This is a genomic window from Gammaproteobacteria bacterium (ex Lamellibrachia satsuma) (assembly GCA_019623805.1).
Classification (GTDB): domain Bacteria; phylum Pseudomonadota; class Gammaproteobacteria; order Chromatiales; family Chromatiaceae; genus QGON01.
On the sequence record CP053680.1, the window covers coordinates 3,569,889 to 3,587,608 of the forward strand.

Annotated in this window: 11 protein-coding genes; all 11 read right to left on the reverse strand. The window is 55.6% G+C overall.

The window, feature by feature from the left end; genetic code table 11:
- Positions 1 to 189 precede the first annotated feature (189 nt).
- Entirely contained in the window at positions 190 to 1,362 is a 1,173-nt protein-coding gene (locus HPY30_15490; protein ID QYZ67259.1) for a DUF1972 domain-containing protein, read from the reverse strand.
- A gap of 269 nt (positions 1,363 to 1,631) precedes the next feature.
- Complete coding sequence (locus tag HPY30_15495) at positions 1,632 to 2,879, reverse strand: IS701 family transposase (protein QYZ67260.1); 1,248 nt, start codon at positions 2,877 to 2,879, stop codon at positions 1,632 to 1,634.
- A 730-nt stretch (positions 2,880 to 3,609) separates the two neighbouring features.
- Positions 3,610 to 4,596: a malate dehydrogenase gene (locus HPY30_15500; protein QYZ67261.1), complete on the reverse strand. Its 987-nt coding sequence runs from the start codon at positions 4,594 to 4,596 to the stop codon at positions 3,610 to 3,612.
- 236 nt (positions 4,597 to 4,832) lie between these two features.
- A complete protein-coding gene (pntB, locus tag HPY30_15505) occupies positions 4,833 to 6,251 on the reverse strand; it encodes a Re/Si-specific NAD(P)(+) transhydrogenase subunit beta (protein QYZ67262.1) in 1,419 nt (472 codons plus the stop codon).
- An 11-nt stretch (positions 6,252 to 6,262) separates the two neighbouring features.
- Complete coding sequence (locus tag HPY30_15510; GenBank protein QYZ68082.1) at positions 6,263 to 7,825, reverse strand: Re/Si-specific NAD(P)(+) transhydrogenase subunit alpha; 1,563 nt, start codon at positions 7,823 to 7,825, stop codon at positions 6,263 to 6,265.
- Between the two features lie 12 nt (positions 7,826 to 7,837).
- A complete protein-coding gene (locus tag HPY30_15515; protein QYZ67263.1) occupies positions 7,838 to 9,757 on the reverse strand; it encodes an aconitate hydratase in 1,920 nt (639 codons plus the stop codon).
- A 313-nt stretch (positions 9,758 to 10,070) separates the two neighbouring features.
- A complete protein-coding gene (locus tag HPY30_15520; protein ID QYZ67264.1) occupies positions 10,071 to 10,562 on the reverse strand; it encodes a ferritin family protein in 492 nt (163 codons plus the stop codon).
- 129 nt (positions 10,563 to 10,691) lie between these two features.
- The gene (locus HPY30_15525) at positions 10,692 to 11,228 is read right to left on the reverse strand and encodes a ferritin family protein (GenBank protein ID QYZ67265.1); all 537 of its coding nucleotides are present in this window, start codon (positions 11,226 to 11,228) and stop codon (positions 10,692 to 10,694) included.
- An 89-nt stretch (positions 11,229 to 11,317) separates the two neighbouring features.
- Entirely contained in the window at positions 11,318 to 13,549 is a 2,232-nt protein-coding gene (locus HPY30_15530; protein QYZ67266.1) for an NADP-dependent isocitrate dehydrogenase, read from the reverse strand.
- Between the two features lie 80 nt (positions 13,550 to 13,629).
- Positions 13,630 to 16,347, reverse strand: coding sequence for a CoA-binding protein (locus HPY30_15535; GenBank protein ID QYZ67267.1), 2,718 nt, complete (start codon positions 16,345 to 16,347; stop codon positions 13,630 to 13,632).
- Between the two features lie 91 nt (positions 16,348 to 16,438).
- Positions 16,439 to 17,713 (reverse strand): carboxylate--amine ligase, encoded by a 1,275-nt coding sequence (locus tag HPY30_15540; GenBank protein QYZ67268.1) that lies wholly within the window; start codon positions 17,711 to 17,713, stop codon positions 16,439 to 16,441.
- Between the last annotated feature and the right edge of the window lie 7 nt (positions 17,714 to 17,720).

Below are 17,720 nucleotides of genomic sequence, written 5' to 3' on the forward strand. Positions count from 1 at the left end.
GGGATTCCCTTATCACTCTCGTTGAGTTTACTGTCTTTGGTAAGATTGACTGGAGTGCTTGTGGGTAGTGCAGGTTTTTCCCGCACAGACGGGTTGCGGGAAGGGAAGAATGGCAGTCATGGAGTCAAATTTGCCTGTTAAATTACACTTAAAACCCATAGGACAGGCAAATTTGACTCTAACCCCAGTCTACGATTCTTCATGCTTCGGCAAAGGTTCCACCCATTGGGCCGTGGATGGTACTGAAGACGATTTGGATGCCGGACCATACGCCCAGGATCGAAGTAGACTCTCGTAGGCGCCGAGGACCGAAGGCCAGGTGAATGCCTCCTGATGGCGCAGACGGCTCGATGTTGCCATCTCTTTCAGTTTCTCCTGGTCACCGACCAGACCTGTAATATGGTCGCGGCATTCCGCCTCGTTACGGAAATAGACTGCTCCATCCCCTGCTACCCAACGATTGAACTGGTTATCATGGGCCAGTACCGGGGATTTGGCCCCCAGCGCCTCCACCAGTGAGGGATTGGTTCCGCCAACAGTGTGGCCATGGATATAGAATCCGCAGTAGAAGCGCAACGCATTAATCACTTCCGGCTCGTAGACGGCCCCCGGAAAGATAACCTGGTCGCCGGCCGCATCCAGGACGGCTTTATGATAGGGAATGCCATCCGGATAGTAGTTTCCAAGCACTACCAGTTTCATACCCGACGCCGATGCGGAAAAGGCGCGTACCGTTTCCAGGATCGAGTTTTCCGGTTCCGGCCGGGCGACCAGAAGGGCATACTTTCCCGGTTCGACCCCAAACCGGTCCAGCATCTCCCTGGAGGCATTTTTAAGCGCGTCGCTACCGTAGAGTAGTACCGAGATCTTCTCACTGGAGACCCGGGTTTCGAGGTGACGTTTGATACCAGGATGATCCGCGATCAGGTGGTTACCCAGATAGCAGCCGCACACCTCGTTCATCATCAGCCAAATCTTTTCAGGCAGCGACCATTTCGGGCGCTTCCATTCGATTCCGTCCATATTGAACAGATTTGTTCTCCCTCTCAGGCGGTAGAGGAGAGAAAATACAGCAGTGTTGTAACCCAGTGTCAGTTTGAGAGAATCCTCGCCGGAAGCATGCAGTGTTGACTTCCAGTCGAACAATATTGTGCCGACCGCGCCATTCAGCTTGACGGGGATATTCACCCGTCTAACGCCTTTCCATGTATCTTCGTAGGTCGGGCCGGCACCATCCAACTGGCAATAGACCGTTACTTCCCACCCACGTTCGGTGAGATAGAGTGCGAGCCTCTCGGCAAAGGTTTCAAAGCCGCCGTGATTGGCTGGGATGCCGCGTGTGCCCAATATGGATAACTTCATCTTTTTATGTGATCGCATAGTGATCTTGGCCTTGGCAGTTGGTGTTGCAGGCGCAAATCCAAGAAGTTCCGGTACTTGGAACACTCTACCGATCAGACCTGGTGTCTTACGATCACGGCAGAGTATATTGAGCTTCGACTGATGGGAGCAGATTAATCCCAATCTCCGTATCCCATCAGCTTTCTCCAACATGCCTGAACATTGGAGCCATCGTTAAACACAAACTTTTCAGCAGGTGATAACGCTTAATTCTACTTTGTCAGATTCCATCACCCGGCAACCGACTGTTCCAGCGTCTGTTTTCGATATTGGGAGTCGATAGCCGCTTGTCGTTTACGATGCCGTTTCGTCATTTGCCGTAGTATTTCATCGCGTTCAATATCTCGCCGTGGCAGGAAGGCACGCAATAGCGATTCGATGTCTGAACAACTGAGTAAGGGGTGATCATCTTTTTGCACAATTCGCTCTTCGAGCATGAATAACATCGCCATCATGACCAAGGCCATATGGTGATGCCAGGATTTCCATTTACGGGCCTGATAATCAGCAAGACCTGATTCACTCTTACCATCCTGGAACGAACGCTCAACCCAGAACCGCTGCGCCTGCATCTTTGCAAGACAATGGGATGGCGTTTCTTCCGGTGCATTCGACAAGGTGTATTTAATCGTCTCCGGTGAATTGACCTCTCGTCGTACAATCAGGTGCCATTGATGTGCCTGGGCTTCTTTTCCATCCCAAAGCCAAACCCGATGATGCAGGATCTCGACGCGCAGTTTGCCCTTGCTGCTATCCCGTAATACCACTTGCTGCCACTCGCTGTCCCGTTGCTCATTGAGCCACTGGTCAACGCGCAGACGGGCTGCCTGGGCTTGCAGACGACTTCGACGACGACCGCGCGTTGTCGTGCTCTCCGGTATGAACGGCTGTGGATCTTCCAGGTAGACCTGTTGGTCTTTGTGGATGTCCACCACAAAGGTTTCACCCATCGCCTCCAAACCCCTCAGAAAAGCCGGATCCTTCCCGTATCCCCCATCTGCACCCACCCAGGCAAAACGCAGGCCAAGCGTCCTCTGATGACGCACCATCTCCAGCGCCAACTCTGACTTGCTTTGATGTTTCCGTTCAACTTCCGGGATACCCGCCTTGCGACAGCGAGCCGGGTTCGATACCCACTCTTTGGGTAGATAGAGACGTTCATCTATCAGCGTGGACAAGTGCCCTTTACCCAGTGCTGCGAATACACCAACCTGGCAGTTATCCACCTTGCCCTGGCGGCCATTCCATTGGCGTTTAACCCCCACTGAATGTTTACCCTTCTTGGCAAGGCCACTCTCATCGAGCAACAGACAGGTATCCGCGGTTCCACCCAGCCATTGATCGGCTTCCAGCGCCACTTGGTCTAACACCGCACGATGATCCCACGGGGACTCGGTGAGCATATGCTGGAGACGCTGATCATCTGCGCCTGCAACCACCTCTTCCATGCGTTCCATGTTCTTTCTCTGCGCTTGCATCAGGCCTTTGAGATAGTGTGTGACCGGTTGAAACACCGACCTCGTCTTGCTTCGAAAATGGGATTCAAAGCGGTACTGGAAACGTTGGAATCGCTCCGCTATGCGATCGATTCTACTTATGCGCGTATCAGGTAATTCAAATGACCTTGGTGCTTGTCATTTGATGCTCTTCCTTACGATGATTGCCAAGAAATTCACAGCATATATTTTATATTATTCAGTGAGTTACTTATAGATCTAATCTGACAAAGTAGAATTAATAGGAAGGTTATGTAATTAACTGCGATAGGCCCATATACCAACCAATGTAGATGCTTTGGCAAAAGCACTACTGCCAGGGTGAGGGTTATGCGGTATAAGCGAGTAGGGTGGAGACAGTAGGGTTAAAATCGCGAACGTTGTAATTCTAGCCACAAAGAAAACAAAAGTGACAAGGTAAGGTAATGATTAATATTGAAACTTCTTATTATGCTTCGTTGTTGAAACAGTGTTTTCGGACGAGCAGTCGCTAAGTAGTGCAGTATTGGGAATCACAATCTTTTTGGGTTTGATTCCCCGCCGCGATTTCCCCATCTACAGAGTTTTCGCGGTGAGAGCGCCGCTACAATTTAATACTCAGTCCGCTGGCGGCGGGGATCAATATTTGAGAATTCACTGAGCAAGAAGCTCCAGAATGCGCTGGAAGCCATTCTCGTGGGTCTGAATCAGCGTCGTAACCGGGTTATCCTCTTCAGTTGAATAGATGCCTGACGGCGTCGCGCTCTGCTTGAAGCTCGGCCAGTGACCGATCCATCATCTGGCGGGAAAAGGGATCGATGTCGAGACCCTTAACCACCTTCCATTTACCTTGGTCGCAAGTGCAGGGCATACCGTAAAACAGGCCTTCTGGGATGCCGTAAGAACCATCAGAGGCGACTCCCATGGACACCCAGCGTCCAGATGAACCCAGCGCCCAGTCACGATTGTGGGCGATGATGGCGTTAGCGGCCGATGCGGCAGAGGAGAGGCCGCGAGCCGCGATGACGGCGGCTCCCCGCTTGCCGACATTGGGAATAAACTCGTCTCTGTACCATGTCTCGTCGATTCGCGCCGATGCTTTCTGACCCGCGATGGTAGCGAAGCGGATGTCGGGATACATTGCTGGAGAGTGGTTGCCCCAAAGCGCCATTCGCTCCACGGAGTCCACCGGCTCGCCGGTCTTTCCAGCGAGCATGGAGATAGCCCGATGGAGGTCCAGGCGCATCATCGAACTGAAATTTTCCCGCTGCAGGCTCTTTGCTGCGTTCATGGTGATCAGGCCGTTGGTGTTGGCGGGATTACCGACGATGGTCACATGGATGTCACGGGACGCCACCTCATCCAAAGCTCTGCCCTGCCCAAGAAAGATCGTGGCGTTTTTCAGCAACAGATCCTTGCGCTCCATGCCGGGGCCACGTGGCATGGCGCCAACCAGCAAGGCATAGTCGGCGTCCTTGAAGGCTGTTTTGGGGTCATCAGTGCCGAACATATCCGCCAGTAAGGGGAACGCGCAGTCCTCCAGTTCCATCATGACGCCCTTAAGGGCCTGCTGTGCACGCTCGTGCGGTACTTCCAGCAATTGCAGAATGACAGGCTGATCCTTGCCCAGCATCTCACCGGCGGCGATACGGAACAGCAGTGCGTAACCGATCTGGCCTCCGGCGCCGGTAACGGCAACTCGAACAGGGGCTTTGGCCATGAGATTCTCCTTAATTAGAGCAGAGTGGATTCTTTGAGAAGATTCAATTTCTGAAACAGTCGTCTATCCGGCGCACTGATGTGCCGCTTTATCCCTTTATACCCACGGGCATAAGTTTCGTTTGAGCAGGCAAGCTGCTCAACTCAGCTTTATAAAGCCCTCTCCCTGAAAATTTTGAGGAGAGGGCTAAAGGGATATCCATAGGCTTAGGAGGCTATCGGGTTTTCGACAGCCTCCTAGATATTGCCCATGATGGCATCGACACTTGCCTTGGCGTCACCATAGAGCATGCGGGTGTTGTCCCTGAAGAACAGCGGGTTGTCCACGCCGGCATAACCGACGCCCCTGCCTCGCTTCATCACCACCACGGAGCTTGCATTCCAGACCTCCAGTACCGGCATGCCGGCGATGGGGCTGTTGGGGTCGTCCAGGGCGCTGGGGTTGACGATGTCGTTGGCACCGATCACCAGCACCACATCTACCTTCGGAAGATCCTCGTTGATTTCATCCATCTCCAGTACTATGTCGTAGGGTACTTTGGCCTCAGCCAACAACACGTTCATGTGGCCCGGCATGCGGCCTGCAACCGGATGGATGGCGAAACGCACGTTGATATCCTTGGCGCGCAGTTTGCGGGTGATATCGTTGATGGTGTGCTGAGCCTGAGCCACTGCCATGCCGTAGCCGGGTACTATGACCACCTCCTTGGCATTGTTCAGCATCTCGGCCGTTTCATCGGCGGAAGTCTCCGGGGAGTACTCCTGCTGTTCGCCATCGCCAGACGAAGCCACCGTACCACCTGCTGTACCGAAGCCTCCGGCAATTACCGCCAGGAACTTGCGGTTCATGGCGCGACACATAATGTAGGAGAGGATGGCGCCGCTGGAACCCACCAATGCTCCGGTGACGATCAGCAGGTCATTGTTCAGCATGAAACCTGTGGCCGCCGCCGCCCAACCCGAGTAGCTGTTGAGCATGGAGACAACTACCGGCATGTCTGCGCCGCCGATGGCCATCACCATATGCACGCCGAAGACAAAGGCGATAAAGGTCATGATGACCAGTGCGGTAATCGCCGCATTACTGTGCTCGCCACCGACAAAAATCGTCGCCAGATAGATACTGACAAGACCCAGACTAAGATTGAGCCAGTGACGCGCCGGCAGCATCAGTGGTTTACTGGTGATAATCCCCTTGAGCTTGCCAAAGGCGACCACGGAACCTGTGAAGGTGATCGCGCCGATCAGAACGCCGATGTAGATCTCAATTTCGTGAATGATCGATGCCGCGCCGGTGAGGGCGTGAGCCGGGTCTTCCGACGGACCGAAATAGCCGGCGAAACCTACCAGTACCGCAGCCATACCGACAAAGCTGTGGAGCATGGCCACAAGTTCCGGCATCTCGGTCATCTGCACCTTAATGGCGAGGAAGAGACCGACGCCGGCGCCGATGATCATGGCCGCTGCCAGCCAGGTGTAACCATCGCCGTGAACCTGATCACCCATGAAGATGGTGGCGATCAAGGCCAAGGCCATGCCGGTAATACCGTAGGCGTTGCCACGCCGGGCTGTTTCCGGGTTACTCAAACCACCCAGAGCCAGAATGAAAAGGATGGCGGAAACGACGTAAAAAGCTGTTTGCATACCTGAAGTCATCTATCAAACCTCTACTTCTGGAACATCTTCAACATACGCTGGGTGACCCAGAAGCCGCCGGCGATGTTGATGGTTGCGATCAGGATGGCGATGAATGCCAGTATTACCACCAGCCCGCTCGAACTGGAGATCTGCAGCAAAGCGCCAATGACGATAATGCCGCTGATGGCGTTTGTCACGGACATCAGGGGTGTATGCAGGGCGGGGGTGACGTTCCAGATCACCATATAGCCGATGAAACAGGCCAAAACGAACACGGTGAGGTGTGACAGGAATTCCGGTGGAGACACTTGGCCCAGAGCGGCCAGCAATACCCCACCGACGGCAAGGCCGATGGCACCGGCCCAGCCACTCTTTTTTACCTCTTCTTCCACCGGCTGCGGCGGGGCCGCAGTTGCCGGTTTTGCGGCAGGGGCCGCAGAGACCTTGATCTGTGGTGGTGGCCAGGTGATCTCGCCATCCTTGATTACAGTGGCGCCGCGGATAACATCGTCCTCCATGTCCACCACGATCTCACCGTCCTTTCCGGGGGTCAGATCTGTCAGCAGGTGGCGCAGGTTGGTGCCGTATAGCTGGCTCGACTGCGTAGCCAGACGACTGGGCAAATCTGTGTAGCCTATGATGGTGACACCATGTCTGACGGTTACCCCGCCCGGTTCCGTCAGGGCGCAGTTACCGCCCTGTTCGGCGGCCAGATCGACGATGACGCTACCGTCCTTCATCGATTCGACCATACCGGAAGTGATCAGCTCAGGGGCAGGTCTGCCAGGGATCAGGGCGGTAGTGATGATGATGTCCACATCCATTGCCTGCTCGGCAAACAGCTTCATCTCCGCCTCAATGAACTCCTTGCTCATGGTCTTGGCATAACCTGTGCCCGGAGACCCGTCCTCCTCCTCCTTGAATTCCAGCATCAGGAACTCGGCGCCCATGCTCTCCACCTGCTCCTTGACCTCAGGGCGGGTATCGAAGGCGCGTACCACGGCGCCCATGGAGCCGGCTGCGCCAATGGCCGCCAGACCCGCGACACCGGCACCGATGACCAGGATCTTGGCTGGTGGCACCTTGCCAGCAGCGGTCACCTGACCGGTGAAGAAGCGGCCAAACTGATTGGCTGCCTCCACCACTGCACGGTAGCCGGCGATGTTGGCCATGGAGCTGAGTGCGTCCAGCTTCTGTGCACGGGAGATGCGGGGAACACTGTCCATGGCCAGTACTGTGGCTTTTCGTGCGGCCAGCTTCTGCATCAGCTCCTCGTTCTGGGCCGGCCAGATGAAGCTGATGAGGGTGCCGCCTTCGCGCAACAGTTCGGTCTCGTCCCGGCAGACTTGGCAGTCGACATCCGGGGCGCGCACCTTGAGCACGATATCGGACTCGGCCCATAGGGTCTTGGCCTCCTCCACGATCTCAACACCCGCCTCACGGAAGGCATCGTCGCTGAAGTTTGCCTCAGCCCCGGCACCCGCTTGGATGGCCACCGAGAAGCCCAGCTTCTGCAGCCGCTCAGCAGTCTCGGGGGTTGCAGCAACCCGCTGCTCCCCTTCGTGGCACTCTTTCGGGATACCAATCTTCATTGCCATGATTGCTTAGCCTTTATAGGTTGATTTGAACAGGGGCAGTGAGCCGCCGGCCTTCAGGGGTTCCACGTCACCAGGTTCGAAGGCCGGGTTCAACGGGATCTGCTCGCCGTTGACCTCCAGAAAAAGATCCCCTTCAAGGTTGGAGACATCGATGGAGACTGTGTCACCCTGGTTGATCTTCTCGTAGTCCGCCTCGTTGGCGAAGGTCAGGGGCACGATACCGAAGTTGACCAGGTTGGCCACATGAATACGGGCAAACTGGGAGACCACCACGGCGCGAACCCCCAGCCAGCGGGGGCAGAGCGCCGCATGCTCGCGGGAACTGCCCTGACCGTAGTTCTCGCCGCCGACGATAATGCCGTGACCGCCTGCATCGCGGTGTTCGCAGGCACGGGTTGAGAAGCTTGGGTCCACCTGGTTGAAGGTGGCTTGCATGGCGTACTCTTTGACGTTGGAGCGCAACGGTAGAAAGGTGCCGGCGGGCTGGATGTCATCGGTGCTGATGTTGTCCCCCAGCTTCAGTAGAACCTCGCCTTTCAGGGTGTCGGGCAGCGGGTCGAAATTCGGCAGGGCCATGATGTTGGGGCCGCGGGTGACCTCTACCTTCTCCGCCTCTTCCAGGGGCAGGGGCATGATGAAGGATTCCGTATCCAGGATCGCCGGCGTTTGCTTGATCTCTACATCCCCTTGAGGGATCGTGATCTCGCCGGTGATGGCGCTGGCTGCCGCCACCAATGGGCTGACCAGATGAACCTCAGCGTCAGCGGTGCCGGAGCGCTTGGGGAAGTTGCGGTTGAAGGTGCGCAGGGAGATGCCCTTGCTCACCGGGGACCCGCCTTGCCCGATACAGGCGCCGCAGCCGTTATCCTGGATACGTACTCCGGAGTGGAGCAGTGAGGTCATGTAACCGGACTCGGCCAGTTGCATGGCCACGGAACGGGAACCGGGATAGAGCAGGGTGTCCACAGAGACACGCTTGCCTTTCAGTAGCTCGGCGAAGGAGGCGATGTTCTCAAAAGAGCTGTTGGTGCAACTGCCCACGGAGACCTGGTTGATGGTGGTTCCGGCGTGGTCCGATACTTTCTCCACGTTGCCGGGAGAGGGGTAGATGGCGATCAGCGGCTCCAGGGCGGAGAGGTCGATATCGATGACGTGCTCGTATTCCGCGCCTTCATCAGCTGCCAACGGCTGGTAGTCCTGACCGCGTCCACGTTCCACAAGAAATGCCTGGGTGCGTTCGTCGCTGGGGAAGATGGATGTGGTCGCACCCATCTCGGCACCCATATTGGTGATGGTGGCGCGTTCGGTGAGGGAGAGACTGGCAACGCCCGGTCCGGCGTATTCGAAGATGGTGCCCTTACCGCCCTTGACGCCATTGATCTCCAGCATCTTGAGGATGACGTCCATGGCCATTACGCCGGGCTGTATCGAACCGGTGAGGTTGACTTTGACCACTTTGGGCATGGGCATACTGTACTCGCCGGTGGCCATAGCCAGGGCTACGTCATAACCGCCGGCACCCATGAAGATGGCGCCACAGCCGCCGGCGTTCACGGTATGACTGTCTGCGCCAACGCCAGTCATGCCTGGCTTGACGAAGTTCTCTATGTTCAGAAAGTGGCAGATGCCGGTGCCTGCCGGAGAGTAGACTATGCCCAGCTTCTGGGCCACGGTCTTCAGATATTCGTGGTCGTCCGGATTACGAAACCCGACCTGCAACATGCTGTGGTCGACGAAGTTGACGGAGAGCGGCTTGACTCGATTGACGCCCATCGCCTCCAGCTGCAGCATGCACATGGTGCCGGTGGCGTCCTGAGTGAAGGCCTCGTCCACCCTGATCTTGATCACGGTGCCAGGCGCCGGCAGCTCATTTCCATCCACCAAGTGGTCAAGCAGGATTTTTTCCGTCAAATTCAAAGGCTTCATTTAGCTCCTCCTTAGGAGTTCGTTAATTTGATTCACGTTGATTATTTCTGATTCAGCGCCAATGGTGTCGATTCCGATAGATCCCGGTGAGTGGATCCTGGGAATTATCTCGATGAGATGCTCTTCTCACCCGTCTAAACACTGCGTCGTGATGCGCCATGATGGACATTTTTACAACCATCAACATGAGAGGAGAATACCATGAGCAAGATTACGATGGATGGGTTGGATTTGGCAAAAAAAGGATGTGGTGCAACCCCAAGGCCTCCTGAGCCAGGGTACTGGCCACTACCTGACATCACCCCTCCACACTCTACCCAGCGAGTCCACTCCTGCGTGTAATGAGCTCTTGGCTCAGGAGGCGGATATGGCTCATTTCCTCTTGGATGATCTGCTCGATTTTGTCCTTACCGCCTCTCTCCGGGACCATTTCTTTCATTCCCAGGTAGAATGCGATCGAATCCTTCTCGGTCATTATCGCCGCCTTCAGGATCTCCTCCATAGAGGAGGTATCTATCTCTTTCTGGAAAAAAACCCGGGTATCCGCAAGCGAGCGCAAGTAGCCGATGGCCTCGTTATTGAGATCAGCAACGGTCGACTTTCGCTGTTCATCCGTCAGGGACTTCCGTATGTCCGAAAAAACATCCTCATGCTCCTCTTCCATCCGGGCAAGCTCGATGAGAAAGTCTCTGCCTGCAGGGTCACCGATAACGGTCCCGGCAGCCTCACGGTAAAACTCCGCACCGTTTCTCTCGATTTGCTCGGCCATCTCGAAGACTTCATCGGCATTAAATTCGAAGCTCATGATCTCTGTCTCTCATTATGTAGTCGCTCAGTTCCAGTCTTGGCCAATACCCCTTCAGCTCTTTAATTCAGAGGAATAACGGGGCGGAGGAGGGGAGAACTCAACGGTTACAGTTGACGGGTATCCAGGTCAAAATTTGCTATCCATTCTAATATCGGTGGAATCGATCCAGTAACCCATATTCAATACGCTGTCGTGCTGTGTCTGGAGTAGATCATAATGAAACCTCTCCTCATCAGCGAGGGATTCCGCCAACTCACGTACCTTGGGGTTAGCCGCCTTGTTGACCAGATCTTCGAAAAAACGGATCGCCTTTCTTTCCATCTCCATCGCTATCTTGAGCGCTTCGGCGCCGTTGGCGTGTTTGCCATCCTTTCCCCGTTTGGCTATGGCCGCTTCCAGCTGCTCGACAACCGGTGCCGGTCCTTGCTTCTGCATCTCGCTGTCGGCAATTTCCCGCCAATCTTCGCCGCCAGTGATGGAGGTGAAAATTCCCTCCAAAACTGCGAGGTGGCCATCCTCTTCTACGGCAAGCCGTTTGAACATGGCTTTTCCAAGTTCGTCTTCGGTTACAACAGCAGCACGTTCATAAAAACCCTTGCCGCTTATTTCCAGCTTGATGGACTCTTTGATTAACTCAACCATTTGATTATCGATATCGACCATATGCTATCTCCAAAGGATCATTGCACCCGACCACAACACCAAACAGGTAAAAAGTGGGAGTGCGTCTCCGCTCTCCCACTATGGTTCACTCAACCAAGCGCGTCCAATGCAGCGTTGAAGGTTGCGCTGGGCCGCATGGCTTTTAGCGTTTTTTCCGCATCCGGAGCAAAGTAAGCGCCCAAGTCAACGGGCTGGCCCTGTGCAGCAATCAGCTCATCGGCGATCGCAGTCTCATTCTCTTCAAGCTGCTTCGCCAGTGGGGCGAAACGCGCCTTCAGTTCAGCATCTGCGGTCTGTTCTGCCAGTGCCTCAGCCCAATACATGGCAAGGTAGAAATGACTTCCCCGGTTATCCAGTTCATTGACTTTGCGGGAGGGCGACTTGTCGTTGTTCAGGAACTTGCCCGTAGCCTGATCAAGGGTATCCGCCAACACCTTTGCCTTGTCATTGTCGAATGCAATGCTCAGATGCTCCATGGATGCAGCAAGTGCAAGAAACTCGCCTAGGGAATCCCACCGCAGGTGTCCCTCTTGCCTGATCTGCTGAACATGTTTTGGCGCAGATCCACCCGCACCTGTCTCGAACAGTCCACCGCCATTCATCAGCGGTACGATGGAGAGCATCTTTGCGCTGGTGCCCACTTCGAGGATCGGGTAGAGATCGGTGTTGTAGTCGCGCAGTACGTTGCCGGTTACCGAGATGGTGTCTTCACCTGCCCTCATACGCTCAACGGAGAGTTTCGCTGCGTCATAAACGCCCATGATGCGAATATCCAGACCAGTGGTGTCGTGGTCCTGCAGATATCTATCAACCTTTTTCTTCAACTCAATATGATGTGCCCGGTCTTCATCAAGCCAGAAAATTGCAGGCCAACCAGTTGCCCTGGCGCGGGTTACCGCCAACTTCACCCAGTCCTGGATAGGGGCGTCTTTTACCGCGACCATGCGCCAGATATCACCCTCTTCGACATCATGCTCATGGATAGTGCTTCCATCGGCAGCCACGACGCGGATAGTGCCATCGCCTGGTGCCTCGAAGGTTGTGGGGTGCGAACCGTACTCTTCAGCCTTTTTCGCCATCAGACCCACATTGGGGACGGTGCCCATGGTGGCAGGATCCAGCGCGCCATTAGCGATGCAGTTATCAATGGTAGCCTGGTAGAGTGGTGCGTAGCTGTGGTCGGGGATGATGAACTTGGTGTCTTGCAGTTCGCCATCAGCGTTCCACATCCGGCCCGAGGTACGAATTGCGGCGGGCATGGAGGCGTCGATAATCACATCACTGGGTACATGCAGATTGGTGATGCCCTTGTCGGAGTTTACCATTGCTAGCGCGGGACGGTCTGCGTACAGCGCCTGGATATCCGCTTCGATCACGGCTTTTTTGTCTGCCGGCAGATTTTCGATCTTGGCATAAAGGTCGCCGAGACCATTATTGAAATCAACGCCGAGGTCGGCAATAACATCCGCGTGTTTCTCGATGACGTCTTTATAGAAGACCTTTACGCAGTGACCAAAAATAACAGGGTCTGAAACCTTCATCATGGTCGCTTTCATATGCAGCGAGAAGAGTATGCCCTGCTGTTTGGCGTCTTGCACCTGCTCCCCGAGAAATTTGGTCAGGGCATTTTTGCTCATGAAAGTTGCGTCAACCACCTCACCGGCTTCCAGCGGTACGCTCTCCTTCAGAACGGTGGTGCTTCCGTCGTTAGCGACAAACTCGATTTTTATATCGGTTGCCTCGGCCATGGTCACGGATTTCTCGTTGGCGCAGAAATCCCCACTGCTCATGGTGGCGACATGGGATTTCGAGTCCGAACTCCAGGCGCCCATGGAGTGCGGGTTCTGCTTCGCATAATTCTTTACTGCCCCCGGCGCTCTGCGGTCGGAGTTGCCTTCTCGCAAAACAGGGTTGACGGCACTGCCCAGGACCTTGGCGTATCGGGTCTTGATCTCCTTCTCGGCGTCATCCTTCGGATTCTCAGGATAGTCCGGGAGGTTATAGCCCAACTCCTGAAGCTCCTTGAGCGCGGCCTTCAGCTGTGGGATCGAGGCGCTGATATTTGGCAGTTTTATGATATTGGCTTCCGGTTTCTTCGCCAGATCACCCAGTATGGCCAGATCATCGGATTGTTTTTGGTCGTCGGTCAGATTTTCGGGAAAGTTCGCGATAATCCTGCCTGCGAGAGAGATATCCCTCGTTTCGACATTGATGCCGGTCCCTGCTGTGAATGCCTTGACGATAGGCAGAAAAGAGTAGGTCGCCAGCGCGGGTGCTTCATCTGTTTTTGTCCAAACAATCGTTGATGTCTGTTCTGTCATGTTTCTTCCTCAGTAAATTTGCACCTGAATCCTGCAACTGCTTGCAGGATTCAGGTTGAACTGCTTCGTCAAACTGTTAGCTACGATACGTAGGAGCAGCGGGATGCCGCTGTCCGTGTGTCCATATTCCGCCCACGATTGGTGTGGTCATCAATCTCTGCTGCTGAACCGATCATACGACCAAACAGGAAGGTGGTGAAGGCAGCCGATTCCATGGTCGAATCGCTGATCTCCCCATTCGCGTAAGGCTGCCACAGCATCTTCAGCAGAATCACTGCGATCACGGCGTCCACGTTGACGCAGTAGACGTTGCGGCTGACGCCGGTCTTGTACAGGGCGTTGACCAGTTCATGGTAGAACTCGTGGAAGACGTTATAGTTGCCGCGCTCCTTGAACAGATCGTTGACGAACACCTCGCGGGGATCGTAGTTGATATCTTCGCCCTTGAAGACCGGGTGGTTCACGCAGGGAATCTTGGCGTAGGAGAGATTGCCTACCGCCTTGGCCTTGGTCTTGTACGCCTTGTACTCCTTGGCGTAGTCGGTGGCCATGGCGGCCAGATCCATGCCGTGGTCGGAGTCGCCGGGACTGCTCAGACCAGAATCACGGAAGCGGTCCAGCAGGAAGGCGATAGCCTCAAAACCGTTGCCGCCGTGGGCGTAACCTGTGTGAGTCAGAAAGCCGATATAGCTCTTGTTGACCTGAACCCGTTCCGGGGCCTCGGGGCCATCGGCGCTTACCGCGCCCTTTGCCCCCTGGGCGGAGATGGTGCCAGGACCGTTGGTGATGATCAGACCAAGCAGGACGGAAAAGGCGTAGAGCGCCTCTATATCCGGGCGATTACCGAGCAGGGCCAGATGGGCGGTCTCGGTAAAGCTCCAGCTGCTCATAAGCTCTTTGTTGGCTACGCCGCTGAAGCTGTGCCTCTCCTGGTTCTCTGCACTTGCGGCTGAGCCGATCAGGGTGCTGAATACCCGGAAGTGCCAGGGCATATTACTGACGGTGGTAACCGATAGACGCTTGCGCATCAGTGCCTTCCAGGCCAGATGGGTGGTGATGGCAGCGACCAGCACGCTGCAGCTCAGTTTGCCGCCACCCTTCTGTTCCAGGGTCTTGAGGAAGTCGATGAATACTGATTTGGCGCCGCGGGCCTCGATTGCCTCCAACATGGCGACGTTACAGCGACCCGAGTAGTCGGTGAGGAATACCCCGGCGTCCGCAGCTTCCAGTTGGGTGCTGAAATCGAATCCCACGTCTGCCGGATCCTCCAGACCGCTTTTCTTGAACAACTCTACCAGCGCAGTGGTGACAGTGCATGCCTGCTCTACCAGTTTTGGCCCCACCATGGCGACTGCCGCAGAGAGTGCAGTATTGGGACTGTTGCCAGCCTCACGGGAGGCGTCAGCAGCGGCCAGCCCCACCTTGCCGCTCTGGTTGACGAATGTATTCAGGGCGACATTGGCCAAAGCAGCGCCGTTCTCATCCGGGTATTCGCGGATCAGACTCTGAACCAGATTCTCCTCGAAGGAGTGGGTGGAGGCCTCCAGTACGCTGGTGCCGTGGATCTTGGTCACCTGAGTCTTGGGGTCCATCATGGAGGCGCCGGAGGCGTCCTTCATGGTCTGGCGCGGCATGACCGTGCCCACTTGTTCGCCCAATCCACTAATCTGCGCATCGTAGGGGGCCATAGCCTCTACGACCGGCGGATTCAGGTGATCCGGGAGATCGATGCCTTGGGCGTTGCTGAACCAGCACTTGAGGGAAAGGTCACCCACCGAGTCGAAATCGGGCTTGGCGCCCTGTTTCGCCATCACGGCGGTCATGGCTTCCGGGATATGGGATATGTTGACCACCACGGCGCCCTTCTCGGAGCAGACCGGATTTTCCGGGGTGAAGATGGCGTCCACGCCAAACTTCTCCATGAACCACTCTTCCTTGGCGTTGGCGTTATCACCAGTACCGGCGATAGCGCCGGCATGTCCGCATGCCTTGGTCAGCTTCGCCTTCCAGCGGCCCACGATACAGGCAACCACCGGCTTGTCGAATTCGAGATCATGCTCGTAGTAGCCACCTGGCTCGATATACATCACCGCAGACTTGGAACGATCATCGTTGTGGAATGCGTGGGTCCACTCCTGTGCGGCGTAGTGGATATAGACATCCTTACCGGATGAGAAGGAGACCGTAGTGCCCCAACCGCCGGTCGCCAGGTAGACCGCAATGGTGGTGGTGAAGTTGCCGGAGTTGGAGTAGATGGCCACAGATCCGGGGAGTAGTGACTCCTCCGGTGCGCTGCCACCCAAGGCGCCGCCGATACGAACATGGTTGTGGGCGTCAGCCAGACCCAGGCAATTGCCGCCGAAGATATCGATGCCGTGCATCTGACCGATGGCGCGGATGATGCGGGCGTCACGTACCGGCACCTTCTCGGTGAGTATGACGATCTTCGTCAGATTGGGGTTGACCCGCACCGCTTCGAGCACGCCGTCGCGCACACCGGAGGGCGGCAGGTAGACTACCACCACGTTGAATTCCTGGCCGTCATCCACCGCCTCGGCCACATTGTCATAGACCGGGATATCACCGGTGGAGGTATTCATCTTGGAACCGGAGCGCCCGGGCGCGGTGCCACAGACGATATTGCCACCTGAATAGGAGTGGCTCACCGGGGTTACGGTACGGCTCTCGCCGCCGGTGATGTTAAGTACGCAGATCCGGTCATCTTTCGTGGCCAGTTCTGTCAGAGAGTTGACTCCCACATAGTAGTGGGGAAAAGCAGCTACACCTTGCGGATGCATAATTGGGCTCCCTCAATCTTGCATGGCCTGCTCATTGGGCCACGCTAGGAAATTCTTGGTTACAGATATAAATCAGGGCTGCGAAGAGCCGTTATCCTTCGATACCCATCTTCTTGGCCACGATTTCACGGCCACCGTTTTTCATCCACTCATCGGCAGCTTGTGCGAAGTTGACCACCTCGCTCATGGCGGAGTCGAAACCGAACATCTGATAGGGGAGACCCAGGGAGTCCAGGGTATCCTGCATATAGCCCATACCGCGTATCAGGTTGGGACCGCCACGTCCCACCACCACGTAGAGTGGTTGCGGACCATGGGCATTGAAGTGATCCCGCAACGCATCCGCCATGGCGCGGAAGGTCTCGTAAATATCGGTATTGTTGGCTTTACCGCCAATGATGAAGAGCACGTTGGTCTGCTCCAGCCAATATTTGTATACGATACGGCTGATGTCGTGCATCTTGGCGTAGGGGGGGTTACCACCAAAGTCAGATGAGATGGTGGCCGCGTCACCCAGCAACTCAGTCACCAGGGCGTTGGCGCCGCCGCCGAATGTCATGGCGGAGATGGTGCCCGCTTCATTGATCACGAATACGTCGGACTGACCCTGATAGGTGCGCAGTGAGTTTACCTCCTGCTCGAAGTCGGAGTAGCTGGAGGTATCAAGGTCATCCGGCAGACCCAGGCGGGCGACGTTTGGATCATCATCGTCGAAGCCACACTTGAAGTCACAGGCCACTGGAACCAGGCGCCCCTTCTTGTTGGGCATCATGCGTATCGGGTTCAACTCCAGTGTGGTCATGCCGTAGTTGTGGTAGAGATCCCAGAGCTTGGGCAGGTTCTGCACCAGGGGGCTGATCAGTTCACTGGGGGCGCCAAGGCGTTTCAGGGCGTTGGAGATGACAAAACCTTTCAATCCGGTAAGCGGATCGAATGGGATGCTGGTGATCTTTTCCGGGGGCAACTCTTCAATATCGACGCCGCCATGATGGGTAATGGTGATGGTCGGCGCTCGGAATTCGGTATTGTCGGTAATGGAGAAATAGACTTCACAAGCAGCCGGCACCGCGCCCTCAAAGGTAACGCCTTCGGCCTTGCTCAGGGTATTGTTGTGGAAGTGCTCGGCAAAATAGAGCCGCTCCTTCTCCTTCATGGCGCTGCTCAGGTCTTTCGCCCTGCCCAGCAGGCCATGCTTACCCTTCTTGCCGACACCGCCTTTGAAGATTGGCTTGACGAAGACTTCGCCGCATCGTTCGATAAGGCCCTTAATCTCTTGATCGCTTGCCTCCGGACCCAGCACCTCGGACCGAGGAAAACCGACAATATCCAGGAGTTTTGCGCCGTGACGCATCCCAGTGATGTTCATTACATCT

Excerpts from the sequence above, each read along its gene's own strand:
- HPY30_15490 (QYZ67259.1), bottom strand. The coding sequence starts at position 1,362 with ATGAAGTTATCCATATTGGGCACACGCGGCATCCCAGCCAATCACGGC.
- HPY30_15495 (QYZ67260.1), bottom strand. The coding sequence starts at position 2,879 with ATGCAAGCGCAGAGAAAGAACATGGAACGCATGGAAGAGGTGGTTGCA.
- HPY30_15500 (QYZ67261.1), bottom strand. The coding sequence starts at position 4,596 with ATGGCCAAAGCCCCTGTTCGAGTTGCCGTTACCGGCGCCGGAGGCCAG.
- pntB (QYZ67262.1), bottom strand. The coding sequence starts at position 6,251 with ATGACTTCAGGTATGCAAACAGCTTTTTACGTCGTTTCCGCCATCCTT.
- HPY30_15510 (QYZ68082.1), bottom strand. The coding sequence starts at position 7,825 with ATGAAGATTGGTATCCCGAAAGAGTGCCACGAAGGGGAGCAGCGGGTT.
- HPY30_15515 (QYZ67263.1), bottom strand. The coding sequence starts at position 9,757 with ATGAAGCCTTTGAATTTGACGGAAAAAATCCTGCTTGACCACTTGGTG.
- HPY30_15520 (QYZ67264.1), bottom strand. The coding sequence starts at position 10,562 with ATGAGCTTCGAATTTAATGCCGATGAAGTCTTCGAGATGGCCGAGCAA.
- HPY30_15525 (QYZ67265.1), bottom strand. The coding sequence starts at position 11,228 with ATGGTCGATATCGATAATCAAATGGTTGAGTTAATCAAAGAGTCCATC.
- HPY30_15530 (QYZ67266.1), bottom strand. The coding sequence starts at position 13,549 with ATGACAGAACAGACATCAACGATTGTTTGGACAAAAACAGATGAAGCA.
- HPY30_15535 (QYZ67267.1), bottom strand. The coding sequence starts at position 16,347 with ATGCATCCGCAAGGTGTAGCTGCTTTTCCCCACTACTATGTGGGAGTC.
- HPY30_15540 (QYZ67268.1), bottom strand. The coding sequence starts at position 17,713 with ATGAACATCACTGGGATGCGTCACGGCGCAAAACTCCTGGATATTGTC.